This is a genomic window from Mycobacterium kyogaense, assembly GCF_036946525.1.
Taxonomy (GTDB): domain Bacteria; phylum Actinomycetota; class Actinomycetes; order Mycobacteriales; family Mycobacteriaceae; genus Mycobacterium; species Mycobacterium kyogaense_A.
Genome location: NZ_JAQIIY010000008.1, coordinates 84,276 through 109,943, shown reverse-complemented (window position 1 = coordinate 109,943; position 25,668 = coordinate 84,276). Strand labels below are relative to the sequence as shown.

At 68.8% G+C, this 25,668-nt stretch carries 1 pseudogene; it reads left to right on the top strand.

Features of this window, described 5'->3' with window-relative positions:
- Window positions 1–30 precede the first annotated feature (30 nt).
- Window positions 31–25,668 (top strand): annotated as a pseudogene (locus PGN37_RS06275) (non-ribosomal peptide synthase/polyketide synthase); the annotation flags it as partial.

Genomic DNA, 25,668 nt, shown 5'->3' with positions numbered 1-25,668 from the left:
GTGACCGCCGAGTCGCTGGACGTCGTCGATCTGCTCGACCAGTGGAACAACCACTCGACGCCGGATCGGCGCACGACGGTGCCCGCAGTGATCACCGCGCAGTGGGCACAGACCCCGGACGCGGTGGCGATCGTCGACGGGACCCGGCGACTGACCTATCGGGAACTCGAGGCGCGCACCGCCGCGTTGGCGCACACACTGATCGACCGCGGGATGACATCCGAAGACGTTGTCGCTGTGGGCCTCCCGCGGTCTGCCGAGATGGTGGTCTGCGTGCTGGCCACGATGATCGCCGGTGCGGCCTTCGTTCCCGTCGACCCCGCGTGGCCGGCGCAGCGCCGCCGCCAGGTGCTCGCAGACGCCGGCGTCCGATGCGCGGTCACCACCCCGAGCGATCACAGCGACTGGGGCGTCGACACCGTCGCCATCGACCTCGACGACTGGCACCTCGACGACCAGCCGACGACGGTCCCCGACGTGTCGATCCCGTCCACGGGGCTCGCCTACGTGATCTTCACCTCGGGGTCCACGGGCAAACCCAAGGGCGCGATGATCCGCCACGAGGCGATCGCCGAACGCCTGCTCTGGCAACGCGACCACATCCTCGGATTCGGCCCCGATGACGCGGCGCTGTTCAAAGCGCCACTGTCGTTTGACATCTCGGTCAACGAGATCCTGCTGCCGCTAGTCAGCGGCGGTCGCGTGGTGATCGCCGCCCCGGACGCCGAGAAAGACCCGGAGTATCTGCTCGAGTTGATCGCCACCGAGCGCGTGACGTTCGTCTACCTGGTGTCGTCGATGCTGGACACCCTGCTCGAACTCGATCGACTCAACAGCGCAGACGGCGCACCCGGGGCCCTGACGTCGCTGCGCCACGTGTGGTGCGGCGGTGAGGTTCTCACCCCGGGCCTGTTCGCCCGGTTCCGGCGCCAACTCGACACCACGCTCTACCACGGGTACGGCCCCGCCGAGGCGACGATCGGTGTCTCGCATGTGATATACCGGGACACGGCCGAGCGGATCGCGACGTCGATCGGCCGCCCCAATCCGCACACGCAGCTCTACGTCCTCGACGACGCGCTGCAACCGGTTGCGCCGGGTGTCGGCGGCGAGCTCTACGCCGCGGGCTTCCTGCTGGGCCGCGGATACGTCAACGCCCCGTCGCTGACCGCGTCCCGGTTCGTCGCAAACCCGTTCGACGCCACCGGCACACGCATGTACCGAACCGGAGATCTCGCTCGCTGGACCGACGACGGCTCGCTGGAGTTCCTCGGCCGCGCCGACAATCAGGTGAAGATCCGCGGTCGCCGCATCGAACTCGAAGAGATCGAAGCCAATCTCGCCGACCATCCCGCGGTGCGGCGGGCGGTGGTGGCGGTGCACCGGCAGGGCACCGCCGACCGCCTCATCGGCTACCTGGTCACCGAACCCGGCACCGTCAACGACACCTCCCTCCATGCCGAGGTGTCCCGGTGGTGCCTGTCGCGGCTGCCCGAGTACATGGTCCCCACCGACTTCGTCGCACTCGATGCGATTCCACTGACTGCCAACGGAAAGGCCGACCGCGCAGCGTTGCCCGCGCCACCGGTGCACGAGGATCGCCGCCGGCGCGCACCGAGCACTCCTCGCGAAGAGGTTCTCTGCCGGGCCTTCGCGGATGCTCTGGACCTCGACGAGATCGGCGTCGACGACGACTTCTTCGGACTGGGCGGCGACAGCATCGTCGCGATCCGCGTCGTCGGCCGCGTACGGGCGCATGGATTCTCGTTGCGACCCCGTGACCTGTTCACCCACCGCACCGTCGCCGCCCTCGCGCCGCTTCTCGTCGACGCGGCACCAGTGCCCGCCGACGCCGAGCCGGTCGATCCCACCGGGCCTCTGCTCGCAACGCCGATCCTGCAGTGGCTCGACGAGGTCGCCGCCACCGGCGGAACCGGCGCGACGGCGATGTCCGGCTTCTACCAAGGCATGTCGTTGATCACCCCGCCCGATCTCGACGAGGCCGACGTCCGCCGGCTCGTGGACGCCGTGATCGCCCGCCATCCGGTGCTGTGGGCCTCGACACCGGGGGCGGCTGCGCATCTGCAGGTGCCCGCCACCGCCCCGCGCACTCCGCTGCTGACCGCGCCGCTGACCGAGGGTGTTCCGGCGATGCGCGACCGTCTGGTCCAGCTTCTCGATCCCGCGGCGGGGGTCATGGTGGCGGTCGGCTGGCTGAACGGCGACACCACTGGTGGCCGCCTCGTCGTCGTCGCTCACCACGTGGTGGTCGACGGCATCTCGCTACGCATCCTGGCCGACGACTTCGCCGCCGGTCATCGGCAGCTCGCCGCGGGCGCCGAACTCGAACTCCCACCGACCCGTACCGCGTTCCGCGCCTGGGCCGCACATCTGGTCGAGGCCGTCGAACACGGCGTGTTCGACGCCGACGGCGACTACTGGCTCGACAGCGTCGCCGGCGATGCGGCTGACGAACACTGCTGGGCGACTTCGCCTCTGGATCCCCGACGCGACACCGTGGCCACCGAAGCCAGCCTGACCGTCGCTCTGTCCCCGACTGCCACCGACGCTGTGCTCTCGTCGGTGCCCAGGCGGATCCACGGCCACGTCAACGACGCACTGGTGGCAGCGCTGTACCTCGCGCTGCGCGAGTGGCTCAGCGACCGCGGGATCGACGACGCCGACACGGTCACGATCGAGATGGAAGGCCACGGCCGCGAGGCCGGCCGAATCGGAGACATCGACCTGTCCGACACCGTCGGTTGGTTCACCACGCTGTATCCGGTCCGGCTGCGCGACGGCGGCACCGACTGGCGCGGCGCGTTGGCCGGGGGCCCGGCCCTGGGTGCCGTGGTGCGCTCCATCAAGGACCAACTGCGTGCCGTCCCCTCGCACGGTCTGAGCTACGGCGCACTTCGTCATCTGCGGGGCGTGACCGAGCTCGCGGTCACACCGCAGGTGCTGTTCAACTACCTCGGCCGCTTCGATGCCACCGACCGGCCGTGGACGTTCGACGACCACGGGGTGCTGGAGGGTCGCGACCCCGCGATGCCGCTGCCGCGCCTGCTGGAGATCAACGCCGAAGCCGCCGACACCGGTGACGGGCCGGTGCTGCGGGCCACCTTCAGCTGGCCGAGCCATCTGCTCGACACCGCCGAGGTGAATGCTCTTGCCACGCGGTGGATCGCGCTGCTGGAGCGGATCGCCCACAGCGACGACGTCCACGGTCACAGCGTGTCAGATTTCGGCGGTGTGGCGCTGAGCGATCCCGACGTCGTCGACCTGGAACGCAGATATCCCGGGCTGAGCGACGTGTTGCCGTTGACGGCCGTCCAGCAGGGCATCTACGTCCACTCGACGTCCCGGCATGCCGATCCGTATCTCGTGCAACAGATCGTCGACATCCACGGGCCACTGGATGTCGAACGCTTCCAACAGGCGACCGACGTCGTCGCCGCGCGCCACCTCGCTTTGTCGGCGGCTTTCGTGACCCTCGCCGACGGCACACCGGTCGCCGTGCACGCCCCCACGCAGGCACCGGATTTCACCGTCGTGGACGCTCGCGGCGCAGACGCAGACGCGGTGGTCGAGCGCTGCGCCGCCACCGACAGGCGCCGCGGCTTCGATCTGACCCGCCCGCCGCTGACCCGGTACACCCTGGTGCGGCGCGACGACGAGCGGACCACGATGGTGCAGACGGTGCACCATCTCATTGCCGACGGCTGGTCGGTGCCCCTGGTGCTGCAGGACCTGCTGACCGCCTACCAAGGTGCCGAGTTCACCGCGCCTGCAGTGTCTTTCAGAGATTTCACGATGTGGCTGGCTGAGCGGGACACCGTCGCCGATCGTGCCGCGTGGGCACCAGTGCTGGCCGGCGTCGACGCACCGACCCGAATCGCGGCCGCCGGCGGCACCGCCCACGGCGCCGCCGTGGGATTCGGCCGCCGCGAGCGGGTTCTGGGAGATCGTCGCGCGGTCGCGGCCGCAGCATCCGCCGCCGGCGTGACCGTCAGCACGCTTCTGCACACCGCGTGGGCACTGACCATCGGGCGGCTGACGGGGCGCACCGATGTGACGTTCGGCTCGGTGGTGTCCGGCCGCGACGCAGACCTGCCCGGCATCGAGCAGATGGTGGGGCTGCTGGTCAATACCGTCGCCGTTCGCGTCCCGTGGGCACCCGAGGAGTCCGCGGGCGCAGTCGCCGCCCGCCTCGGCGAGCAGGAGGCCGCACTGCTCGGTCACCACCACCTCCCGTTGCCGGAGGCCCACCGCATCACCGGCGTCGAGGAACTCTTCGACTCGCTGGTCGTCATCGAGAACCTCGGCGCCGCTGACCTTTCCGGTGACGCCCTGCGTTTCGGCGACATCTCGGTCGTCGAAGCACCCCACTACGCGCTGACGGTCATGATCACCGTCCGCGATGCACTGTCGATGACCGTCACCAACGCGCGCCGTGACATCTCCGACGACTTCGCCGACACTGTCGCCGCCGCGTTCGCCGAGGTGCTGACGGCCATGGCGGCCGACCCTGACGTGCCCTGCGCCCGAATTCCGATCGTCCCGCCAGCAGATCCGTCACCCGAGCAGGCGCGACTCACCGAAGGCACCCTCACCGAACTCCTGGACTCCGCTGCCCGCACCCATGGGCACGATGTCGCGCTGCTGACCGCCGACGGCGCTGTGACGTTCGGCGCCCTGCGCGACCGCGCCGCCGCCATCGCCGCACACCTGCTCGAGGCGGGGGTGGGGCGCGGTGACGTGGTGGCCCTGGCCATGGCGCGGTCCACCGACCTCGTCGCCGGACTGTGGGCGATCACACTGACCGGTGCGGCCTACCTCCCCGTCGACCTCGGATACCCCGCGGCGCGAATCGCTTTCATGCTCGGTCACGCCCGCCCGCGCGCGGCGCTCGTCGACGCCGCCGGCCGCGAGGTCCTGCGCTCCGCGCTGCCCGAGGGCACCGCGCTGGTCGACGTCGCCTCCGTCGCCGAGACGAGCCGGGCCGTCGATCCCATCCCCGTCGGTCCGACCGATGCGGTCTCCGTGCTGTACACCTCGGGTTCGACAGGTGAGCCCAAAGCGGTCGTCGGCACCCACGGGGCGCTGGCGAACCGCCTGCGGTGGGCGGTGAGCGCCTGGCCGGCCGAACGCCGGTTGGCCAAGAGCTCACTGTCGTTCATCGACGGCACCACCGAGCTGCTCGCAGGGTTGGCCGCCGGTGCGCGCACCGTGCTCGCCGACGACCGCTCCGCCCGCGACGGGCGCGCGCTGGCCGGACTGATCGCCGACCACGCCGTCGACCAGATGCTCGCCGTCCCGTCGCTGGCGGCGGCCCTGGCCGACGACCACCGCGACGACGTCGCCGCAGTGCGCCGGTGGATCGTCAGCGGCGAACCGCTCACCGCTGACGACCTCGTGTCACTGCGCCGAACTGGCGCGGCCGTCGTCAACTCCTACGGATCGTCCGAGGTGACCGGTGACGTCCTGGCCGGAGAACAACTCGCCGACACCGTCACCCTCGGGGCGCCAGTACCCGGTGCGCACGTCCGCATCCTCGATCGGCACCTGGGCGACCTGCCCACCGGCGTGATCGGCGAGATCTACGTCAGCGGAACACAACTGGCGCGCGGGTACCTGGATCGGCCTGCGCAGACGGCAACCCGGTTCGTCGCCGCGCCGGGCGGGCAGCGGATGTACCGCACCGGCGACCTGGGGGCGTGGCAGCCCGACGGCACCGTGGTCTTCGCGGGCCGCTCGGACGATCAGCTCAGCATCAACGGCCACCGCGTCGAGCCCGGCGAGATCGAGGCGGCGCTGCGGCGCCAGCAGGGTGTGGTCGACGCGGCTGTCGTCGGTGTCGGCGCCACCCTGGCTGCGGTGGTGGTCCTCACCCCGGACGCACCGGACACCGACCACCTGCAGGCAGCGCTTCGGGGTGAGCTCCCCGCTCACCTGGTCCCCGCGACGATCACCGCCGTGTCCGTCATTCCGTTGCTGCCCAACGGGAAACGCGACCACGCAGCGCTCCGCGAGGTGGTTCGACCCCGGTCGACGGCCACGCGAGCTGTCCCCGCCGATGCACGACAGCAGCTGATCGTCGAGACGATCGCCGGTGTCCTCGGCTCCGAGGTATCCGATCTCGGGGCGGATACGGACTTCTTCGCCGCGGGCGGCGACAGCATCGCCGCGATCCGGCTGACGAGCAGGCTTGCCCGTCACGGTGTGTCCGTCACCGCGGAGGACGTGTTCCGGGGCCGCACCGCCATCGGCATCGCCGCACTGGCCGCCGAGGGCACGGCATACGCGGACTCGACGCCTGAGTTCGCGACGGTACGTCTGTCGTCGGAGACTCTGCAGCGGCTGACCGCGGCAGAGGCACTGGACGACATCTGGGGGCTCTCACCACTGCAGCGCGGTGTCTACTACCAGTGCACCCTCGGCGACGACGTCACCTCCACCTACCTCGCGCAGAACGTGTTCACCGTGGACCGCCGCATCGATGTCGCGGCGATGCAGGCCGCATTCACCGCACTACTGGCCCGCCACCCCCAGCTGCGGGCCGGGTTCCGCACCGTCGAGCACGCCGAAGACCACCCCGCGGCCGATGCGAGCGCCGTGGTCCAGGTCGTGGTGGCCCAACCTCCCTCGTCGATGCGCGTGGTCGACCTCGCCGACCACGACGAGCACGACGCTGCCATCGCCCTGCAGTCCGTCGTCGACGCGGATCGGACGACGCCGTTCGATCTCGCCGCCCCGCCGCTGCTGCGGCTCACCGTGGTGCGCCTCCCCGGGGGCGAGGACCGGCTGCTGCTGACCTACCACTTCCTGCTGTTCGACGGCTGGTCACGTGAACTGGTGCTGCGAGAGCTGTTCGCGCTCTACGACTCTCACGGACAGCGCGGGGCGCTGGAGCCACGGCCGGGTGTGGTCACCGACTACCTGCGCTGGCTCGAACGCACCGGCGAAACCGACGCGCTGACCGCATGGGCCGATCTGCTCTCCGGACTCGACGGGCCCACGTCGGCCAGCGGACACCGGCCCACGGAAGCCCCCGCCGACACCGAACCGGGACGCATCGTCGTCACAGCAGACGAGCGGATCACGACCGGACTGGCCGACACGGCGGCGGCATTGGGTGTCACGCTCAACGCTGTCGTGACCACCGCGGTCGCCGTCGTGACCGGATATCACGCAGGCACCACCGACACCGTTGTCGGCACGACCGTGGCCGGACGACCCGGCGAACTCGCCGGTATCGACGAGACGATCGGGTTGTTCCTCAACACGGTGCCGGTCAGAGTCGACCTGGCCCCCGCGAAGACCCTGGCCGACGTGATCGGTGCGATCGCCGAGCAGCGGCTGACCATGATGGCCCACGACCACCTCGGCCTCGGTCAGATCCAACGAGCAGCAGGTGATTCCGGTGCCGCGCTCTTCGATTCCCTTGTCGTGCTGCAGAACTTCCTCGGCGAGGGCACCTTCGCCGATCTCGATGCGGCGCACGGCATCGTCGACGTCGACTACCACGACACCACCCATTTCCCGCTGACGTGGGTGCTGACGCCGGGGCAGCGTCTGACCGTGAAACTCGAGTACCGGGTAATCGACGACCAGCGCGCGCAGGAGATGGTCGACCGCCTTCTCGCCGTGCTGAACGCACTCGCCACATCCCCTGCCACCACGCTGGGTGCGGTACCGATGATGCCTGCGCCGCAACGCCACTGCGCGCCACGACCGGTGCAGCCGGTCACTGTCGCGGAATTGCTGGCGCAGCAGGCGCGGCGCCGTCCCGACGACGTCGCCCTCGTCTTCGGTGATGCCCATCTGACCTACCGCGAGCTCGACGGCAGGGTGAACCAGCTGGCGCGCGTCCTGCGCGAGCGCGGTGCCGCCCCGGAGACATTCATCGCGTTGGCCTTGCCCCGTTCCCTCGACATGGTGGTCGCACTGTTCGCGGTGCTGCGGGCCGGTGCGGCGTACCTGCCCCTGGAACTCGACCTGCCGCTGGGGCGGCTGCGCACCATCGTCGCCGACGCCCGACCCACGCTGCTGCTCACCACCTCCGCCCAACACGAGCTGGCCGAGTGCGGCCGCGAGCACGGCGCCGATCTCCTGGTACTCGACGACGACGCGACACGCGAATCGCTGGCGGCCACATCAGCCGATCCGTTGACGGCTGCCGAGCTGGGCGACTTCGCCACCGGCACAGGCCGTCTGCAGCATCCGGCCTACCTGATCTACACGTCGGGTTCCACCGGCACCCCCAAGGGTGTCATCACGGGGTACGCCGGGTTGACGAACATGTACTTCAACCATCGCGACGCGATCTTCGCCCCGACCGTGCGCCGCGCCGGTCGGAGCCGGCTCGACATCGCCCACACCGTCTCCTTCTCCTTCGACATGTCGTGGGAAGAGCTGTTCTGGCTCGTCGACGGCCACCGCGTGCACATCTGCGACGAGGATCTGCGGCGCGACGCGCCCGCGCTGGTCGACTACTGCCGCGAGCACGCCATCGACGTCGTCAACGTGACACCCACCTACGCGCACCACCTGCTCGATGCCGGACTGCTCGGCACCCACACCCCGGCGCTGGTGCTGCTGGGCGGCGAGGCGGTCAGCGAGCACGTGTGGACGGTGCTGCGCGAACATCCAGGGACCGCGGGCTACAACCTCTACGGCCCCACCGAATACACCATCAACACCCTCGGCGGCGGAACCGACGAGAGCGTGACCCCCACTGTCGGCCGACCGATCTGGAACACCCGGGCCTACGTGCTGGACCGCGCGCTGCGGCCGGTACCCGACGGCACCGTCGGCGAGCTCTACATCGCAGGCGCGGGGTTGGCGCGCGGCTATCACCGCCGGTCTGCGCTCACCGCGGCCTCGATGGTGGCCGACCCGTTCGTCCCCGGCGGACGGATGTACCGCACCGGCGACCTCGTCCGGCATCGGCCCGAGGGCGGACTGCTCGACTACCTCGGCCGCGCCGACGATCAGGTCAAGATCCGCGGCTATCGGATCGAACTGGGTGAGATCGAGACAGTGCTCGGCGGCGCGCCCGAGGTGGCCCGCTGCGCGGTGGTGGTGCGCACCCGGGCCGGCGATCCGCCGGTGAAAATGCTTGCTGCATACGTTGTTCCGTCGACTGCACCGGCCGACCCGGTTGAACTCGCGGGGCGGTTGCATGCCCACCTCTCCTCGATGCTGCCCGCCTACATGGTGCCGACCCGCTACGGGGTGGTCGACACGCTGCCGCTGACGGTCAACGGCAAATTGGACACCTCTGCCCTGCCGGAGCCCGTCGCTCCGGCCCGCACTCAGAGCCGGGAGCCTCGCTCCGAGCGGGAAGCGGTGCTGCTCGAGATCGTCGCGGCCGTTCTCGATCTCGACGGTGTGGGCCCCGATGACGACTTCTTCGCCCTCGGCGGCGACAGCATCTCCTCGATCGGCCTGTGCGGGCGGGCCCGCTCGGCGGGACTGCACATCACCCCGCGCGACGTGTTCCGGCGCCGCACCGTCGCCGCACTCGCCGCCGCCGCCGAGGCCACCTCGGGTCCCGTCGACACCGCTCCTGTCGTCGTCACCGGCGATGTCGCACAGACCCCGATGCTGGCCGAAACCGCTGCGGCACAGACGCCGTTGGCGAACTTCTATCAGGCGATGGTGCTGGTGACTCCACCCGCGCTGACCGAGACGCAGCTGCGGGAGATGCTCGCTGCCCTGCTCGACGCGCACGGCATGCTGCGGGCGCGACTGCGGGACCACACCGACGGCTGGCAGTTGGTTGTCCCCGAGAGCGGGCCCGACCCGGCCTCGATTCTCACCCGCACCTCTGTCGCACTCGACGAGAAGACGATCACCGCCGTGACCGCCGATGCGGCCGCGCGGCTGTCCCCCGCTGACGGCGTGATGGTGCAGGCCGTCTGGCACGAGCCCGGGCAGCTCCTGCTCGTGATCCACCATCTCGTCATCGACGGTGTGTCGTGGCGGGTGCTGGCCGACGATCTGCGCCGAGCGTGGGCACACGCGCAGTCCGGCAGACCGATTCTCATCGAGGCCGAGCCCACCCCGTTCCGGACCTGGGCCGACGCGCTGTGCACCTCCACCTCCGTCGCGGATCAGGCGCCGTACTGGGCCGACATCCTCGCCACCCCCGACCCCGATCTCGGCTCGCGGCCACTGGATCCGGACGTCGATCTTGCAGATACCGTTGCAGCACAGTCGTTCTCGTTGTCATCGAGCACGAGTACCGCGGTGCTGTCGGCGGTCCCGGCGGCCTTCCACGGCGGTGTCGACGACGTGCTGCTCGCGACTCTGGCGATGGCGCTGCACCAGTGGCGCCGCACCCGCGACCGCGCGGCCGGCTCCGCCGCTGTGATCAACGTCGAGGGACACGGCCGCGAAGCCGACGCCGTGGGCCTCCCCCTGGATCTGTCCCGCACCATCGGCTGGTTCACCTCAATTTATCCGGTGCGCCTGGATCCCGGTGACCTCTCGTGGGACGACGTGCTGGCCGCCGGCCATCGCCTGGCCGCCGCGGTGAAAGCCGTCAAGGAACAGCTCAGGACGATCCCCGATCGCGGCATCGGCTACGGCGTGCTGCGTCACCTGCACACCGATGCCGGACTCACCGCACCGGCACCGCAGATCCTGTTCAACTATCTCGGGCGATTCGCCGGGGGCACCGGCCGAGAGTGGGACCCCGTACCGACCATCGGCGCCCTACGAGAAGGCGTCGACCCCACGAATCCTGCAGTCGCCCTCGAGATCACCGTGCTCGCCGAGGACTCGAGCGACGGCCCATCACTGGGCATCACCCTGGCCTGCCCCGAGCAGCTGCTCGACACAGAAGACGTCGGCGAACTAGCCGAGCTGTGGCGCCACGCTCTGGACGCGGTCGCGCGCTGTTCGGCGCTCACAGGCCGCACCCCGTCGGACTTTCCGTTGGTGGCGCTGAGCCAGGGCGACGTCGACACCCTGGAGCGCAGCGGCGCCGTGCAGGACGTTCTCCCGCTTCTCCCACTGCAGCAAGGCATGTATTTCCACGCGGTGTTCGGCGACAGTTCGTCTGTCGACACGTACCGCATCCAGCAGATCGCGACGCTGTCAGGACCCCTCGATCCGCGCGCGCTGGCACAGGCCGTGCAGAGCGTGGTCGATCGACACCAGGCGCTGCGGGCCGGCTTCACGGAGCTCGACGATGGCCGCATCGCGCAGGTCATCTGGTCGGATCTGGACGTCGACTTCCGCACGGCGACCGGCGATCTGGACGAGATCGCCCGTCAGGAGCTGGCCCGTCCCTTCGACCTGGCGCAGCCACCGCTGCTGCGGTACACCCTGTTGTCCTTGGCCGAGGACGATCACCGGTTGATCCAGACGATGCACCACATCATCGCCGACGGGTGGTCCTACCCGGTGATCTTCGGTGACATCGTGGCTGCGCACAATGCCATCGTCGGAGCCGGAGCAGCGGTCGAACAGCGGGCAGGCCTCGAGGCGGTTCCGGTGACGCTGCGCGACCACATCGAGTCGGTGCTCGCTCGCGACCACGACGCGGCCGTCGCGGTGTGGAGCGAGACGCTGGCCGACGCGACACCCACGCATCTGCTGGGCGACCGGAGCGCAGCAGCGACGGGCGAACACCGCGGCATCACCCGGCATCTGTCGGTCGAGCTCACGGCCGCGCTCACCCGAGTCGGCCGCGACCGCGGCGTCACGATGTCGGCGATCGTGCACGGCGCCTGGGGAATCCTGCTGGGCCGCCTTCTCGATCGTCGCGACGTGGTGTTCGGGTCCACGGTCTCAGGTCGCGACGGTGATCTGCCCGGCGTCGAATCCGTGGTCGGGTTGCTGATCAACACCATTCCCGTCGTGATGTCGTGGCAGCAGGACACCCCGATCGGTGCTGCACTGACCGACCTGCAAGACCGGCAGAGCAGCGTGCTCGACGCCCACCATCTCGGGTTGACCGAGCTGGCGAGAATCGCAGGCGCCCGCGAGCTGTTCGACACCCTCGTCGTGGTCGAGAACTTCCCTGCCACAGCGTCGTCAGCACGCCCCGACGCTCTGTCGTTCGACGGCTTCGTCGGCGCCGACGCCCCGCACTACCCCGTGGCCGTCGTCGCCTACCTCGGCGAGCAGCTGACCTTCGAGATCTCCTACGACACCACAGTGATCGACCGCGACCAGGCTGACCGCTACGCCGATCAGCTCGAGCAGATTCTCGCCGCGTGCGCCGACGACGCCGACACCGCAATCGGTGTACTGGATCTGGGCACTACCACCGAGACGATCACCGCACCGACACCGGCGGTCGAACATACTCTGGCGCAGGTCTTCTCGGACGTCGCCGCCCGGCACGGCGATGCCGTCGCAGTGACCGATGAGGACGGGTCGCTGACCTACGCCGAACTGGATGCTCGGGCGAGCAGGGTCGCGGCCTTCCTTCGGGGGCTGGGCGTGCGCCCCGAGTCGCGGGTGGCCGTGGCGATGCCGCGCTCGCGTGATCTGATCGTCGCGCTGATCGGCGTCGTCAAGGCCGGCGGCGCCTACGTTCCGCTGGATCCGGACTCTCCCGAGCCGCGGCTTCGTCACATCCTGCGCGACTCCGCACCCGTGTGCGTCCTGACCGATGGAAACCATCGACCACCCGACGTCGGTGTTCCTGCCGTGGTTCTGTCCGACGCCGAGAAGTCCTCGGTGGACACCTCGGTCGACGCAGAACCCGAGCCCGGACTGGTCGATCAGGCCGCCTACGTGATCTACACCTCGGGCTCCACGGGCGTCCCCAAGGGGGTCGAGGTCAGCCACCGCAACGTCGCCGCGCTCTTCGCCGGTGCGGCAGCGCGATTCGAGTTCACCGCCGACGACGTCTGGACGATGTTCCACTCCTCGGCGTTCGACTTCTCGGTCTGGGAGATGTGGGGCGCCCTGCGCCACGGTGCCCGTCTGGTGCTGGTCGGCAGCGCTGACGCACGGGACCCCGAACGCTTCCTGCGATTGCTGTCCGCCGAGCGGGTGACCGTGCTGAACCAGACACCGTCGGCGTTCTATTCGCTCGTCGATGCCGAGCGGCGGCTGCGTCCCGAGTTGGCGCTGCGCTACGTGATTTTCGGCGGTGAAGCACTCGACGCCTCGCGGCTGGACGGGTGGCTGGACCGTGACGACGCAGGGCCGGCCCTGGTGAACATGTACGGCATCACCGAAACCTGCGTGCACGTCTCCCACCGGCGTCTGACACCGCGGGATGCCGCCGAACGCGGCGTCATCGGTGGCGCACTTCCCGGTCTGACGATGCACCTGCTCGACGAGCAGCTCCGGCCCGTACCTGTCGGCGTCGTCGGTGAGATCTACGTCTCCGGCGCTCAACTCGCCCGCGGGTACGTCGGCAAACCCGCTCTCACCGCCAGTCGGTTCGTCGCCGATCCGCACGACGTCACGGGACGCCGGCTCTACCGCAGCGGGGACACCGCGATGCGGACTGCCACCGGTGAGGTGGTCTATGTCGGGCGCTCGGATGACCAGGTCAAGATCCGCGGTTACCGCATCGAACTCGGGGAGGTCGAGGCCGCACTGGCGACCCTGCCCGAGGTCCGCAACGCCGCCGCCGCGGTACACACGGACGACTCGGGACGGACGTCGCTGGTCGGATATCTCGTCACTGCCCGACCACTTGCCCTGGCGGACATCAAAACTGCATTAGCGCAACGCATTCCGGGCTACATGGTGCCCGCGACGTTTGTCACATTGGAGGAACTCCCCTTGACGGTCAACGGCAAGCTGGACCGCGCCGCTTTGCCTGCTCCCGATCACGCCACCGGAGCCGTCGATCCCCGACTGGGCGGAACAGGGACCCGGATCGCCGACCTGTGCAGTCAGATCCTGCGCGTACCCGTCGGTGTGGACGACGACTTCTTCACGATGGGCGGCGACAGCATCGTGGCCATCCAGCTCGTCAACCTCGCTCGGCGGGCCGGTATGCGCATCACCCCCCAGCAGGTGTTCACCGCACGCACCCCCGCGGCGTTGGCCGAGGTGGCTGCTACCGACGCGCCCCCGGCAGCGACCCTCGACCCTGCCGCGATGGCGGGCGAAGTCCCCTTGACGCCGATCGTGATGCGTCAGGCCGAACTTGGCGGCACCATCACCCGTTTCAACCAGAGCGAGATCCTGCGCACACCGCCCGGCCTCACCGCCGAGGTACTCCAGTCCGCGCTGCGCGCGGTCGTCGCCCGCCACGACGCCCTCCGGATACACCTGCTGCGCCCGGTGCCCAGCCTGTGGTCGTTGGAGACGCTCGCCGAGGGCACCGCGCCACTCATTCGCGTCGACGCATCGGCCCTGACCGACGATGAGCTCGCCGAGGCCATCGCGACCGAGTCGAATGCCGCGGCTGACCGCCTGGATCCCGAATCCTCGGCGATCCTGCAGGCCGTGTGGTTCGACCGGGGCTCCGACGCGCAGGGCCGCCTCGTTCTCGTGATTCACCATCTGGCTGTCGACGCGGTGTCCTGGCACATCATGATCGACGATCTCGCCGAAGCGTGCCGCCAGCCCGGTCGCGGAGCCGACGCGCTGCCCGAGGTGCCGACCACGTATCGCACGTATGCGCGTGCGGTGAACGAGGAGGCCCAGCGGGCGTCGCGACTCGCGGAGTTCGAGCACTGGTCCGCCACGCTGGCTCCCGGTGCGGAACTCGATCCCGATGTGCTGACCGTCGGACTCACCGTGGGCGCGACGCGCGACCACGAGGTGACACTCGACGTCTCCGAGACCACACCGCTTCTCACCATGGTCCCCGCGCTCGCCAACGCCGACGTGACCGAGACTCTGGTGGCCGCGCTGGCGGTCGCGGTGGCCAGGTGGCGGCGTGCCACCGGTCGGGCAGCCAGCCAACGGGGTGAGGCACCCCTGGTCGTCGACCTCGAACGTCATGGTCGTGACCGCTGGGGGCAGGACCTGGACCTGTCTCGCACCGTCGGCTGGTTCACATCCATCGCACCCGTTCGATTGCCCTGCGGTGACACCGATCTGGTGACGGCGCTGCGCGATGTCAAGGAAGCGGTGCGATCGGCCGCCGACGGCGGCGTCGGCTTCGGGCTATTGCGCTACTGCAACCCGCGGACAGCCGCCGCGCTCGGCCGGTTGGCAGCACCACAGGTGCTGTTCAACTATCTCGGGCGGTCGTCGGACGGGGACGGCGACTGGCAGCCGGCAACGGAAACGCTGCGCACCGATCCCGACCCCGATCTCGGCACGCCGTATCTGCTGGAGGTCAACGCCCACTGTGACGACACCGCGGCGGGCCCGCGGTTGCGTGCGGTGTTCACCTACGCCGACGGGGAGTTCTGCGAAGGCGACGCGACCGGGATCGCCGGCCACTGGGTCAACGTGCTGCGGGAACTCGGCGACGCAGTCGGGAGCGTCGAACGCACTGTGACGCCGTCGGACCTGCCGCTGGTCACACTCGACCAGGATCAGGTCGACGCGGTGCTCAGCGCCGTTCCCGTGCCCGTCGAGACGATCTGGCCGCTGTCGCCGCTGCAGCAGGGGGTGTACTTCCAGGCGCGGTATTCACCGGCCGCGGTGTACATCGTGCAGAACGTCTTCGACATGGCCGAACCTGTCGACGTCGCCGCGCTGCAGAGTGCCTACGCACTGGTGATGAAGCGCAATCCCGTTCTCCGGTCGGCATTCTGGGCCGACGGGGTGCCCGAACCCGTCGCCGCGATCGCCGTCGATCCGCCGGTGGCTGTCGATGTGATCGACCTGGCCGAATACGGGTCGGTCGACTCGGAACTGGACCGCATCACCGCCGCAGACCGAGAGCGTGTGTTCGACCTGTCGTCGCCACCGCTGGCGCGGTTCACGGTGGTCCGTACCGCGCGGGGCGACCGGTTGATCTTCAGCTACCACTTCCTGCTTCTCGACGGATGGTCCCGCGAGCAGCTGCTCAGGGAACTGTTCAGCGCGTATTCGGCTGCGCGCCAGGGCGAATCGGCTGACCTGCCCGCAGCCACCGCCGACTTCACCGATTACCTGGCGTGGCTCGCCGAGCGCGACACCGACGAGTCGACTCGCCGATGGGCGCAAGCGCTGGCCGGTCTGGACGGCCCCTCGTTGCTGGTGCCGTCCGCGGTAGGCACCGAGCCGACGCTCGCGTTGCGGCTGGAGTTCTTCCTCTCCCCCGATCAGACCAGCGCGCTGCGGGCCCGGGCGCGCGAGAGCGGTGTGACGCTCAATGCGGTCATCAGCACTGCGTTGGCGATGGTCATCGGCTACGAAACAGCCAGTTCGGACGTCGTGTTCGGGTCCACGGTGGCCGGCAGACCGACCGAGATCGACGGGATCGCCGACGTCATCGGCCTGTTCCTCAACACCGTCCCCACCCGGGTGCGGCTGTCTCCGGAGCGCCGACTGGACGACACCGTGCGAGCCGTGCAGTCCGACCGGTTGGCCCTGATGGATCACGAGTACCTCGGCCTGGGCGACATCCAGCGCGCCCTGTCCGCAACGGCCGGGTTCGCCTCGGGAACACCGCTTTTCGACAGCCTGTTCGTGCTGCAGAACTTCCTCGACGACGACACCTTCACCGATCTGGAAAGCGAGCACGGCATCGTCGGCCACGACTCCGTGGACGCCTCGCACTACCCTCTGACTTGGGTTGCGTCCCCGGGCAGACGGTTGTGGGTCAAGCTGGAGTACCGCCCGGACGTCGTCGACCGCGATCACGCGCAACGACTCCTCGACCGGTTGCAGCAGGTGCTCGAATTCCTCGCACTGGCGCGGGGAGCCGACCTCCTGGGCAGCGTTCCGCTGCTGCTGACCGACGAGCGATCACAGCTCTCGTCAGCTGACACCGCGACAGAGCGGCCTTTGCCGCCGGCGCCGGTCACCGACCTCCTCGCACAGCGGGCACAGGAGTCGCCGGAGCTGACCGCGTTGGTGTGCGGGAACCGCCGGATCGACTACCGAACACTTCAGACCGCGATCGACCAGCTGGCCTGGACACTGCGCGAGAACGGCATCGGCGAGGGCGCGACGGTGGCGCTGGCCATTCCGCGGTCGATCGACGCGGTGGTCGCCTTGTTCGCCGTCCTGCGCTCCGGCGCGGCGTACTTGCCACTGGAATTGGATTATCCCGACGACCGGTTGCGGGTCATGCTTCACGACGCCCGCCCCGCCTGCGTGCTCACCACCGGTGCGGTGGCCGATCGGATTGGACCGCTGTCGGGGCAGGACTGCCGAACGCTGGTCCTCGACGACCCCGCTGTCGCTGCGACGGTGGCCGCCGCGCAGGCGGAGTGGGACGGCTACACGCCGCCGCTGGATGCCTTGGCCTACCTGATCTACACCTCGGGTTCGACCGGCACCCCGAAGGGCGTGTCGACCCCGCACCGCGGTCTGACCAACATGCACCTCAATCACCGCGACGCGATCTTCGGTCCGGCGATCGCCCGGGCCGGAGGCCGTCGCATGCGCATCGCGCACACGGTGTCGTTCTCGTTCGACATGTCATGGGAAGAACTCCTGTGGCTGATCGAGGGTCACGAAGTCCACATCTGCGACGAGGACTTGCGCCGAGACGCCGAGGCGCTCGTCGCGTACTGCCAGCGCCACGAGATCGACGTCGTCAACGTGACACCGACCTATGCCGGTCTGCTCTTCGAGCAGGGTCTGCTCGATCCGCCGCACCCACCGGTCCTCGTGCTGCTGGGCGGCGAGGCGGTGTCCGCGGCGATCTGGAATCGACTGCGCGACAGCGACACCACCTACGGGTACAACCTCTACGGACCGACCGAGTACACGATCAACACCCTGGGCGCCGGCACTGACGACAGCGCGACACCCACGATCGGCGCACCGATCTGGAACACCCGGGTGCACGTCCTCGATGCCTGGATGCGACCGGTGCCCGACGAGGTGGCCGGCGAGCTGTACATCTCGGGTGCAGGCTTGGCACACGGGTACCGCGGTCGCGCGGGGCTGACCGCCCAGCGATTCGTCGCGAACCCGTTCCGGTCCGGTGACCGCATGTATCGCACCGGTGACGTCGTCCGCCGGCGGCCCGATGGCAACATCGACTACCTCGGCAGGTCCGACGACCAGGTGAAGATCCGGGGTTACCGTGTCGAACTCGGTGAGATCGAGGCAGCGCTGCACGATCACCCGGCCGTCGCACAGGCTGCGGTGATCGCCACCCCCGATCCGACGGGGTCGCACCGGCTCCTCGCCTACGTCGTCGCACCCGGCGCCGCGGACGTCCCCGCGCAATTGCGGAACCATCTGAAATCCACACTGCCGCAACACATGGTGCCGGCCGCCACCGGAGTGGTCGACGTCCTGCCGCTGACCGACAACGGCAAGCTCGACGTGCGGGCGCTGCCCGACATCGCTCCCGAGATCGACGCCGGGCGGGCACCCGGCACCGCAACGGAGCACGACCTGTGCGACCTGTTCGCCGAGATCCTGGGGGTCCCGGTCACCGGGGTCGACGCAGATTTCTTTGCACTGGGCGGTCATTCGTTGTCGAGTATTCGGTTGATCAGTCGGGTGCGGTCGGTGTTCGGGGTGGATCTGTCGCTGCGGGATGTGTTCGATCATCCGACGGTGGCGGGGTTGGCCGACCTGATCGACGGTGCGTCCGCCCCGGCGCGCGTCCGTCCGGAGCTGGTCGCCCGGGACCGGCCGGCGCTGGTGCCGGTGTCGGCGGCCCAGGAACGCATGCTGATCGTCGACCGGCTCGCCGAAACCGGCACGGTCTACAACTATCCGCTCGTCGTCACGATCGGCGCGGGCTTCGATGTCGAGGCGTTCGTCGCTGCGGTGGGTGATGTGGTCGCCCGGCATGAATCCCTGCGCACGATCTTCACCGAGGACGACACCGGCTTCGCCCAACACATCCTGGCCTCCGACACCGGCGCTGCGATCGAGGTTCGCGACGACGACGGCACACCCCTCGACGAGCAGATCGAGCGGTTGACTGCGCACCGGTTCGACCTCAGCCGTGAGACTCCCCTGCGCGTCACGTTGATTCGTCACCGCGACGACGCCACCACCGTCGTGCTGCTGCTGCACCACATCACCACCGACGAATGGTCGGACGCACCCCTGCTGACCGACCTCGAACACGCCTACACCGCGCGCCATTCGGGTCAGTTGCCGACCTGGGAACCGCTGCCGGTCCAGTACGCCGACTACGCCCTGTGGCAACGCGATCTGCTCGACCAGTCCGCCGACGAGCATCTGCGGTTCTGGACCGACACCCTCGCCGACGCCCCCGACGAACTCACCCTGCCCACCGACCGCCCCCGCCCCGCCACACCCTCTGGAACCGGCGGCAGCATCGCCGTGGACTTGGGCGCCGAGACCGCTGCCGCGCTGCGCGATCTCGCGGCGACACATCACGCGAGCATGCTCGCGGTGCTGCACGCTGCGGTCGCGGTTCTGCTGCGCCGGTTGGGTGCGGGCACCGACATCGTCGTCGGAACCCCCGTGGCCGGCCGCAACGACACCGCACTCGACGATCTCGTGGGCTTGTTCGTCAACACGGTGGTGCTGCGCACCGAGGTCTCGGGTGACCCGACGTTCACCGAGTTGCTCACCCGTATCCGCACCGACGATCTCGACGCGTTCGCCCACGCCGAGCTGCCGTTCGACCGCATCGTCGAAGCGCTGAACCCACCCCGCATTCCGGGCCGCAACCCGCTCTTCAACGTCTTCATCGGTCATTACCGCAGGACTGATGACGACTCCACGGCCTTCGGACTTCCGGCCCGCTGGCACGAACCTGTCCTCACCGCCGCAATGTTCGACCTCGGTGTGGCGCTGATCGAGCACGCCGATGACAGCGCGACACTCACCGTCGAGTACAGCGCCGACCTGTTCGATCGAGAGTCTGCGGTCGCGCTCGGTCGACGATTGAAGTTGGTGTGTGACGCCGTCGCAGGCGACGCCGGCATCCGGGTGGGCGATGTCGACATCCTGTCTCCCCAGGAGCGGACACGCATCGTCATCGAGCGCAACGACACGAAACATGCTGTGCCGCAGACTGACCTCGCGTCTATGGTGTCTACCCAGGCTGCACGGACACCGCGGGTTGTGGCGTTGTCGTTCGAGGGTGTGGAGGTCACCTACGGCGAGCTGGAGGCATGGTCGGATCGGTTCGCCGCACGGCTACACATCCAGGGCGCCCGCCCCGGCACCGTGGTCGGCATCCAGCTCCCCCGATCCCTCGAACTCGTCATCGCCCTTCTCGCCACCACCAAAACCGGCGCAGCATTCCTACCCCTGGACCCCGACTACCCCGCCGCACGCCTGCACCACATGATCACCGACGCTGCACCGGCGGTCGTGCTCACCGACGTCAGTGACATCGTTGCCGCACAACACGATCCAGAACCCGCACCACTACCCCCCGTACACCCCGACACCCCCGCCTACATCCTCTACACCTCCGGAACCACCGGCACCCCCAAAGGCGTGGTCATCCCCCACACCGCCATCACCAACCGCATCACCTGGCTCCAACACACCTACCCCCTCGACGCTTCTGATCGCATGCTCGTCAAAACCCCCATCAGCTTCGACACCTCCGTCTGGGAAGTGTTCTGGCCCCTGACCGCCGGCGCCACCGCCGTCATCGCCCGCCCCGGCGGACACCGCGACCCCCACTACCTCACCCACACCATCACCGAGCACCGCATCACCGCCATCGACTTCGTCCCCTCCATGCTCGAAGTCTTCCTCGACGAACCCACCATCACCGACATCACCACCCTCACCCGCGTCACCGTCGGCGGCGAAGCCCTCACCGACACCCTCCTCCACCGCTTCCACCACCACTTCCCCCACACCCCCCTCCACAACCTCTACGGCCCCACCGAAACCGCCGTCGACATCCTCGGCTGGACCTCCCACAACACCCCCGACGACGGCCCCGTCGCCCTAGGCACCCCCGGCGCCAACACCACCGCCCACGTCCTCGACGACCACCTCAACCCCGTCCCCGACAACACCCCCGGCGAGCTCTACCTCGCCGGCACCCAACTCGCCCACGGCTACCACAACCAACCCCACACCACCGCAACACGATTCATCGCAAACCCCCACCAACCCGGCCAACGCATGTACCGCACCGGCGACCTCGTCCGCTGGCGCAACCACACCCCCGGCGACCCCACCTCCACCCCCGTCCTCGACTACCTCGGCCGCACCGACGACCAAATCAAACTCCGCGGCATCCGCATCGAACCCACCGACATCGCCACCACCCTCACCCAACACCCCACCATCACCACCACCCACATCACCGTCCACAACAACCGACTCATCGCCTACTACGTGCCCAGCGGGCAGCCGGCACAAGAATCACTGCACGACTTCGCGTCTCGGCTGCTTCCCGCGCACATGGTGCCGACGCATTTCGTCCCGATCGAGGCCTTCCCCCTCACCCCCAGCGGAAAGCTCGACCGCCGTGCTCTCCCCGACCCGGTTCCGATCGACGGGACCGGCCGGGCTCCGTTCACCGAGACGCAGCGTCAGCTGTGCGACCTCTTCGGCGCGGTGCTGGACTACGACGTAAGCGACATCGACGCCGGTTTCTTTGCACTGGGCGGTCATTCGTTGTCGAGTATCCGGTTGATCAGTCGGGTGCGGTCGGTGTTCGGGGTGGATCTGTCGCTGCGGGATGTGTTCGATCATCCGACGGTGGCGGGGTTGGCCGACCTGATCGACGGTGCGTCCGCTCCGACGCACACTCGTCCGGAGCTTCTCGCCCGGGACCGGCCGGCGCTGGTGCCTGTCTCGGCGGCTCAGGAACGCATGCTGATCGTCGACCGGCTTCCCGAAACCGGTGTCGCGTACAACTATCCGCTGGCGTTCACCGTCGATGATGCGGGCTTCGATGTCGGGGCGTTCTCCGCTGCGGTGGGTGATGTGGTGGCGCGGCATGAATCTCTGCGCACGGTGTTCACCGAGGGTGACACCGGCTTCGCTCAACACATCCTGGCCCCCGACGCCAGTGCTGCGATCGAGGTTCGCGATGACGACGGCACACCCCTCGACGAGCAGATCGAGCGGCACACCGCGCACCGGTTCGACCTCAGCTGTGAGACTCCGCTGCGCGTCACGTTGATTCGTCACCGCGACGACGCCACCACCGTCGTGCTGCTGCTGCACCACATCACCACCGACGAATGGTCGGACGCACCCCTGCTGACCGACCTCGAACACACCTATATCGCCCGCCATTCCGGGCAGGCACCGACCTGGGAACCGCTTCCGGTCCAGTACGCCGACTACGCCCTGTGGCAACGCGATCTGCTCGACCAGACCGCCGACGAGCATCTGCGGTTCTGGACCGACACCCTTACCGACGCCCCCGACGAACTCACCCTGCCCACCGACCGTCCCCGCCCCGCCACACCCTCCGGAACCGGCGGCACGGTGGATCTCGCCCTCGATTCCGCCAGCGTCCAGGCCTTGCGGGGTGTGGCTGCCGGTGAGCAGGCCAGCATGCTCATGGTGCTGCATGCCGCGGTCGCGGTTCTGCTGCGCCGATTGGGTGCGGGCACCGACATCGTGGTGGGATCCCCTGTCGCGGGTCGGGACGAGGCCGTCTTAGCCGACCTCGTCGGCTTGTTCGTCAACACGGTGGTGCTGCGCAGCGAGGTCTCGGGAAACCCGACGTTCACCGAGTTGCTCGCCCGTATCCGCACCGAGGATCTCGACGCGTTCGCCCATACCGAGCTGCCGTTCGACCGGATCGTCGAAGCGGTGAACCCACCCCGCATTCCGGGCCGCAACCCACTGTTCAACGTCTTCATCGCCCACCACAGCGACACCGACGACGACACAACGCTGTTCGGACTTCCGATCCGGTGGCACGAACACACGGCGCAGACGGCGATGTTCGACCTCGGCATGACGCTGACCGAACACGCCGATGACAGCGCGACACTCACCGTCGAGTACAGCGCCGACCTGTTCGACCGGGACACGGTGCACACGCTCGGCACGAGACTCGTGTCTCTGTTCACCCAGCTCGCTCGCGACTCCACGGCCCGGGTCGGTGATCTGGAGCTCATCACCGCCGCCGAGCGGTCCGAGCTGGCAGCACGCAACGACACCGTTCATCCGATACCCGTGACCACGCTGGGCGATCTCGTCAGCGCACGCGCCGAACTCAGTCCGCGGGGTGTGGCGTTGTCGTTCGAGGGTGTGGAGGTCACCTACGGCGAGCTGGAGGCGTGGTCGGATCGGTTCGCCGCACGGCTACACGACCAGGGCGCCCGCCCCGGCACCGTGGTCGGCATCCAGCTCCCCCGATCCCTCGAACTCGTCATCGCCCTTCTCGCCACCACCAAAACCGGCGCAGCATTCCTACCCCTGGACCCCGACTACCCCGCCGCACGCCTGCACCACATGATCACCGACGCTGCACCGGCGGTCGTGCTCACCGACGTCAGTGACATCGTTGCCGCACAACACGATCCAGAACCCGCACCACTACCCCCCGTACACCCCGACACCCCCGCCTACATCCTCTACACCTCCGGAACCACCGGCACCCCCAAAGGCGTGGTCATCCCCCACACCGCCATCACCAACCGCATCACCTGGCTCCAACACACCTACCCCCTCGACGCTTCTGATCGCATGCTCGTCAAAACCCCCATCAGCTTCGACACCTCCGTCTGGGAAGTGTTCTGGCCCCTAGCCGCCGGCGCCACCGCCGTCATCGCCCGCCCCGGCGGACACCGCGACCCCCACTACCTCACCCACACCATCACCGAGCACCGCATCACCGCCATCGACTTCGTCCCCTCCATGCTCGAAGTCTTCCTCGACGAACCCACCATCACCGACATCACCACCCTCACCCGCGTCACCGTCGGCGGCGAAGCCCTCACCGACACCCTCCTCCACCGCTTCCACCACCACTTCCCCCACACCCCCCTCCACAACCTCTACGGCCCCACCGAAACCGCCGTCGACATCCTCGGCTGGACCTCCCACAACACCCCCGACGACGGCCCCGTCGCCCTAGGCACCCCCGGCGCCAACACCACCGCCCACGTCCTCGACGACCACCTCAACCCCGTCCCCGACAACACCCCCGGCGAGCTCTACCTCGCCGGCACCCAACTCGCCCACGGCTACCACAACCAACCCCACACCACCGCAACACGATTCATCGCAAACCCCCACCAACCCGGCCAACGCATGTACCGCACCGGCGACCTCGTCCGCTGGCGCAACCACACCCCCGGCGACCCCACCTCCACCCCCGTCCTCGACTACCTCGGCCGCACCGACGACCAAATCAAACTCCGCGGCATCCGCATCGAACCCACCGACATCGCCACCACCCTCACCCAACACCCCACCATCACCACCACCCACATCACCGTCCACAACAACCGACTCATCGCCTACTACGTCGCGGACGCGGCAGCCGATCCCGTCGATTCGGACACGTTGCGCGCCTTCGCCTCACGTAGGCTGCCCAGCCACATGGTGCCGGCGGCGTTCGTCAGGGTCGATGCTTTCCCGCTCACCCCCAGCGGAAAACTCGACCGCAATGCCCTACCCGACCCGGTGGTCACCGGCGCCGGTCGCCCGCCCAGCACTGACCGGCACCGTCGACTGTGCGACCTCTTCGGTGACGTCCTGGGGGCGTCGGTGGAATCGATCGACGCCGACTTCTTCGAACTGGGCGGACATTCTCTGCTCCTGGTGCGGCTGGCCACGGCGTTGCGCCGCGAGTTCGCCGGTGCGGCAGAGGACCTGTCGGTCGCCGACTTGATGGTCGCCTCGAGCGTTGCGGCGGTGGATGCTCTGCTGTCCGGCCAGTCCGGCGGTGGCGCAGGAAGCTTCGCGGCGGTTCTGCCGCTCCGAGAAGCGGGCACCGCAGCTCCGCTGTTCTGCCTTCCTCCGGCCAGTGGTCTGGGGTGGCCATACGCGGCACTCAAACATGTTCTTCCGCGGGACATCCCGCTGTATGCGCTGCAGTCGCCGCTGTTCTCGGGCGGCGAGTTGCCCGGCGACCTCGCCACGCTGGCGGTCAGCTACGCGGACAGCATCGAGGCGATCGCTCCCAGCGGGACGATCCGTCTTCTCGGGTGGTCGTTCGGTGGCGCGGTCGCGCTGATGACCGCGCAGGCGCTCCGTCGGCGTGGTCGGCGGATCGGATTCCTCGGGATGCTGGACTCTTACCCCGAAATCACCCCCGCTGATGGGGAGGCGGACCCCACGCTGGATCAGGACGCGGTTCTCGCACGGGTACTGGTCGAGATGGGCTTCCCGGTCGACCCCGGGAGTCGAGTGACGGTCGAGCAGGCCATCGAGCTGATGAAGTCCCAGGGCGATGCGATCACCGTGCTAGACGACCGGCATATCGCGGCGGCGATCGAGAACTACATCGCCGCAGAACACGCCACGGTAGGCGCCGACTACGGCCACTACGACGGCGACGTGTTCTTCGTCGATGCGGCCGAGGAAGTGGATCAGTGGGGAACGGCATCACCGGCCTGGCGGCCGCACATCGGTGGCGAATTCACCGTGGTGTCGGCGCCGTTCCGACACTCCGACCTCCTCGACATCGCAGCCCTCGACGAGTACGGCCCGGCGCTGGTGGCGATGCTGACGCGCGAGGACGGGTCCTGA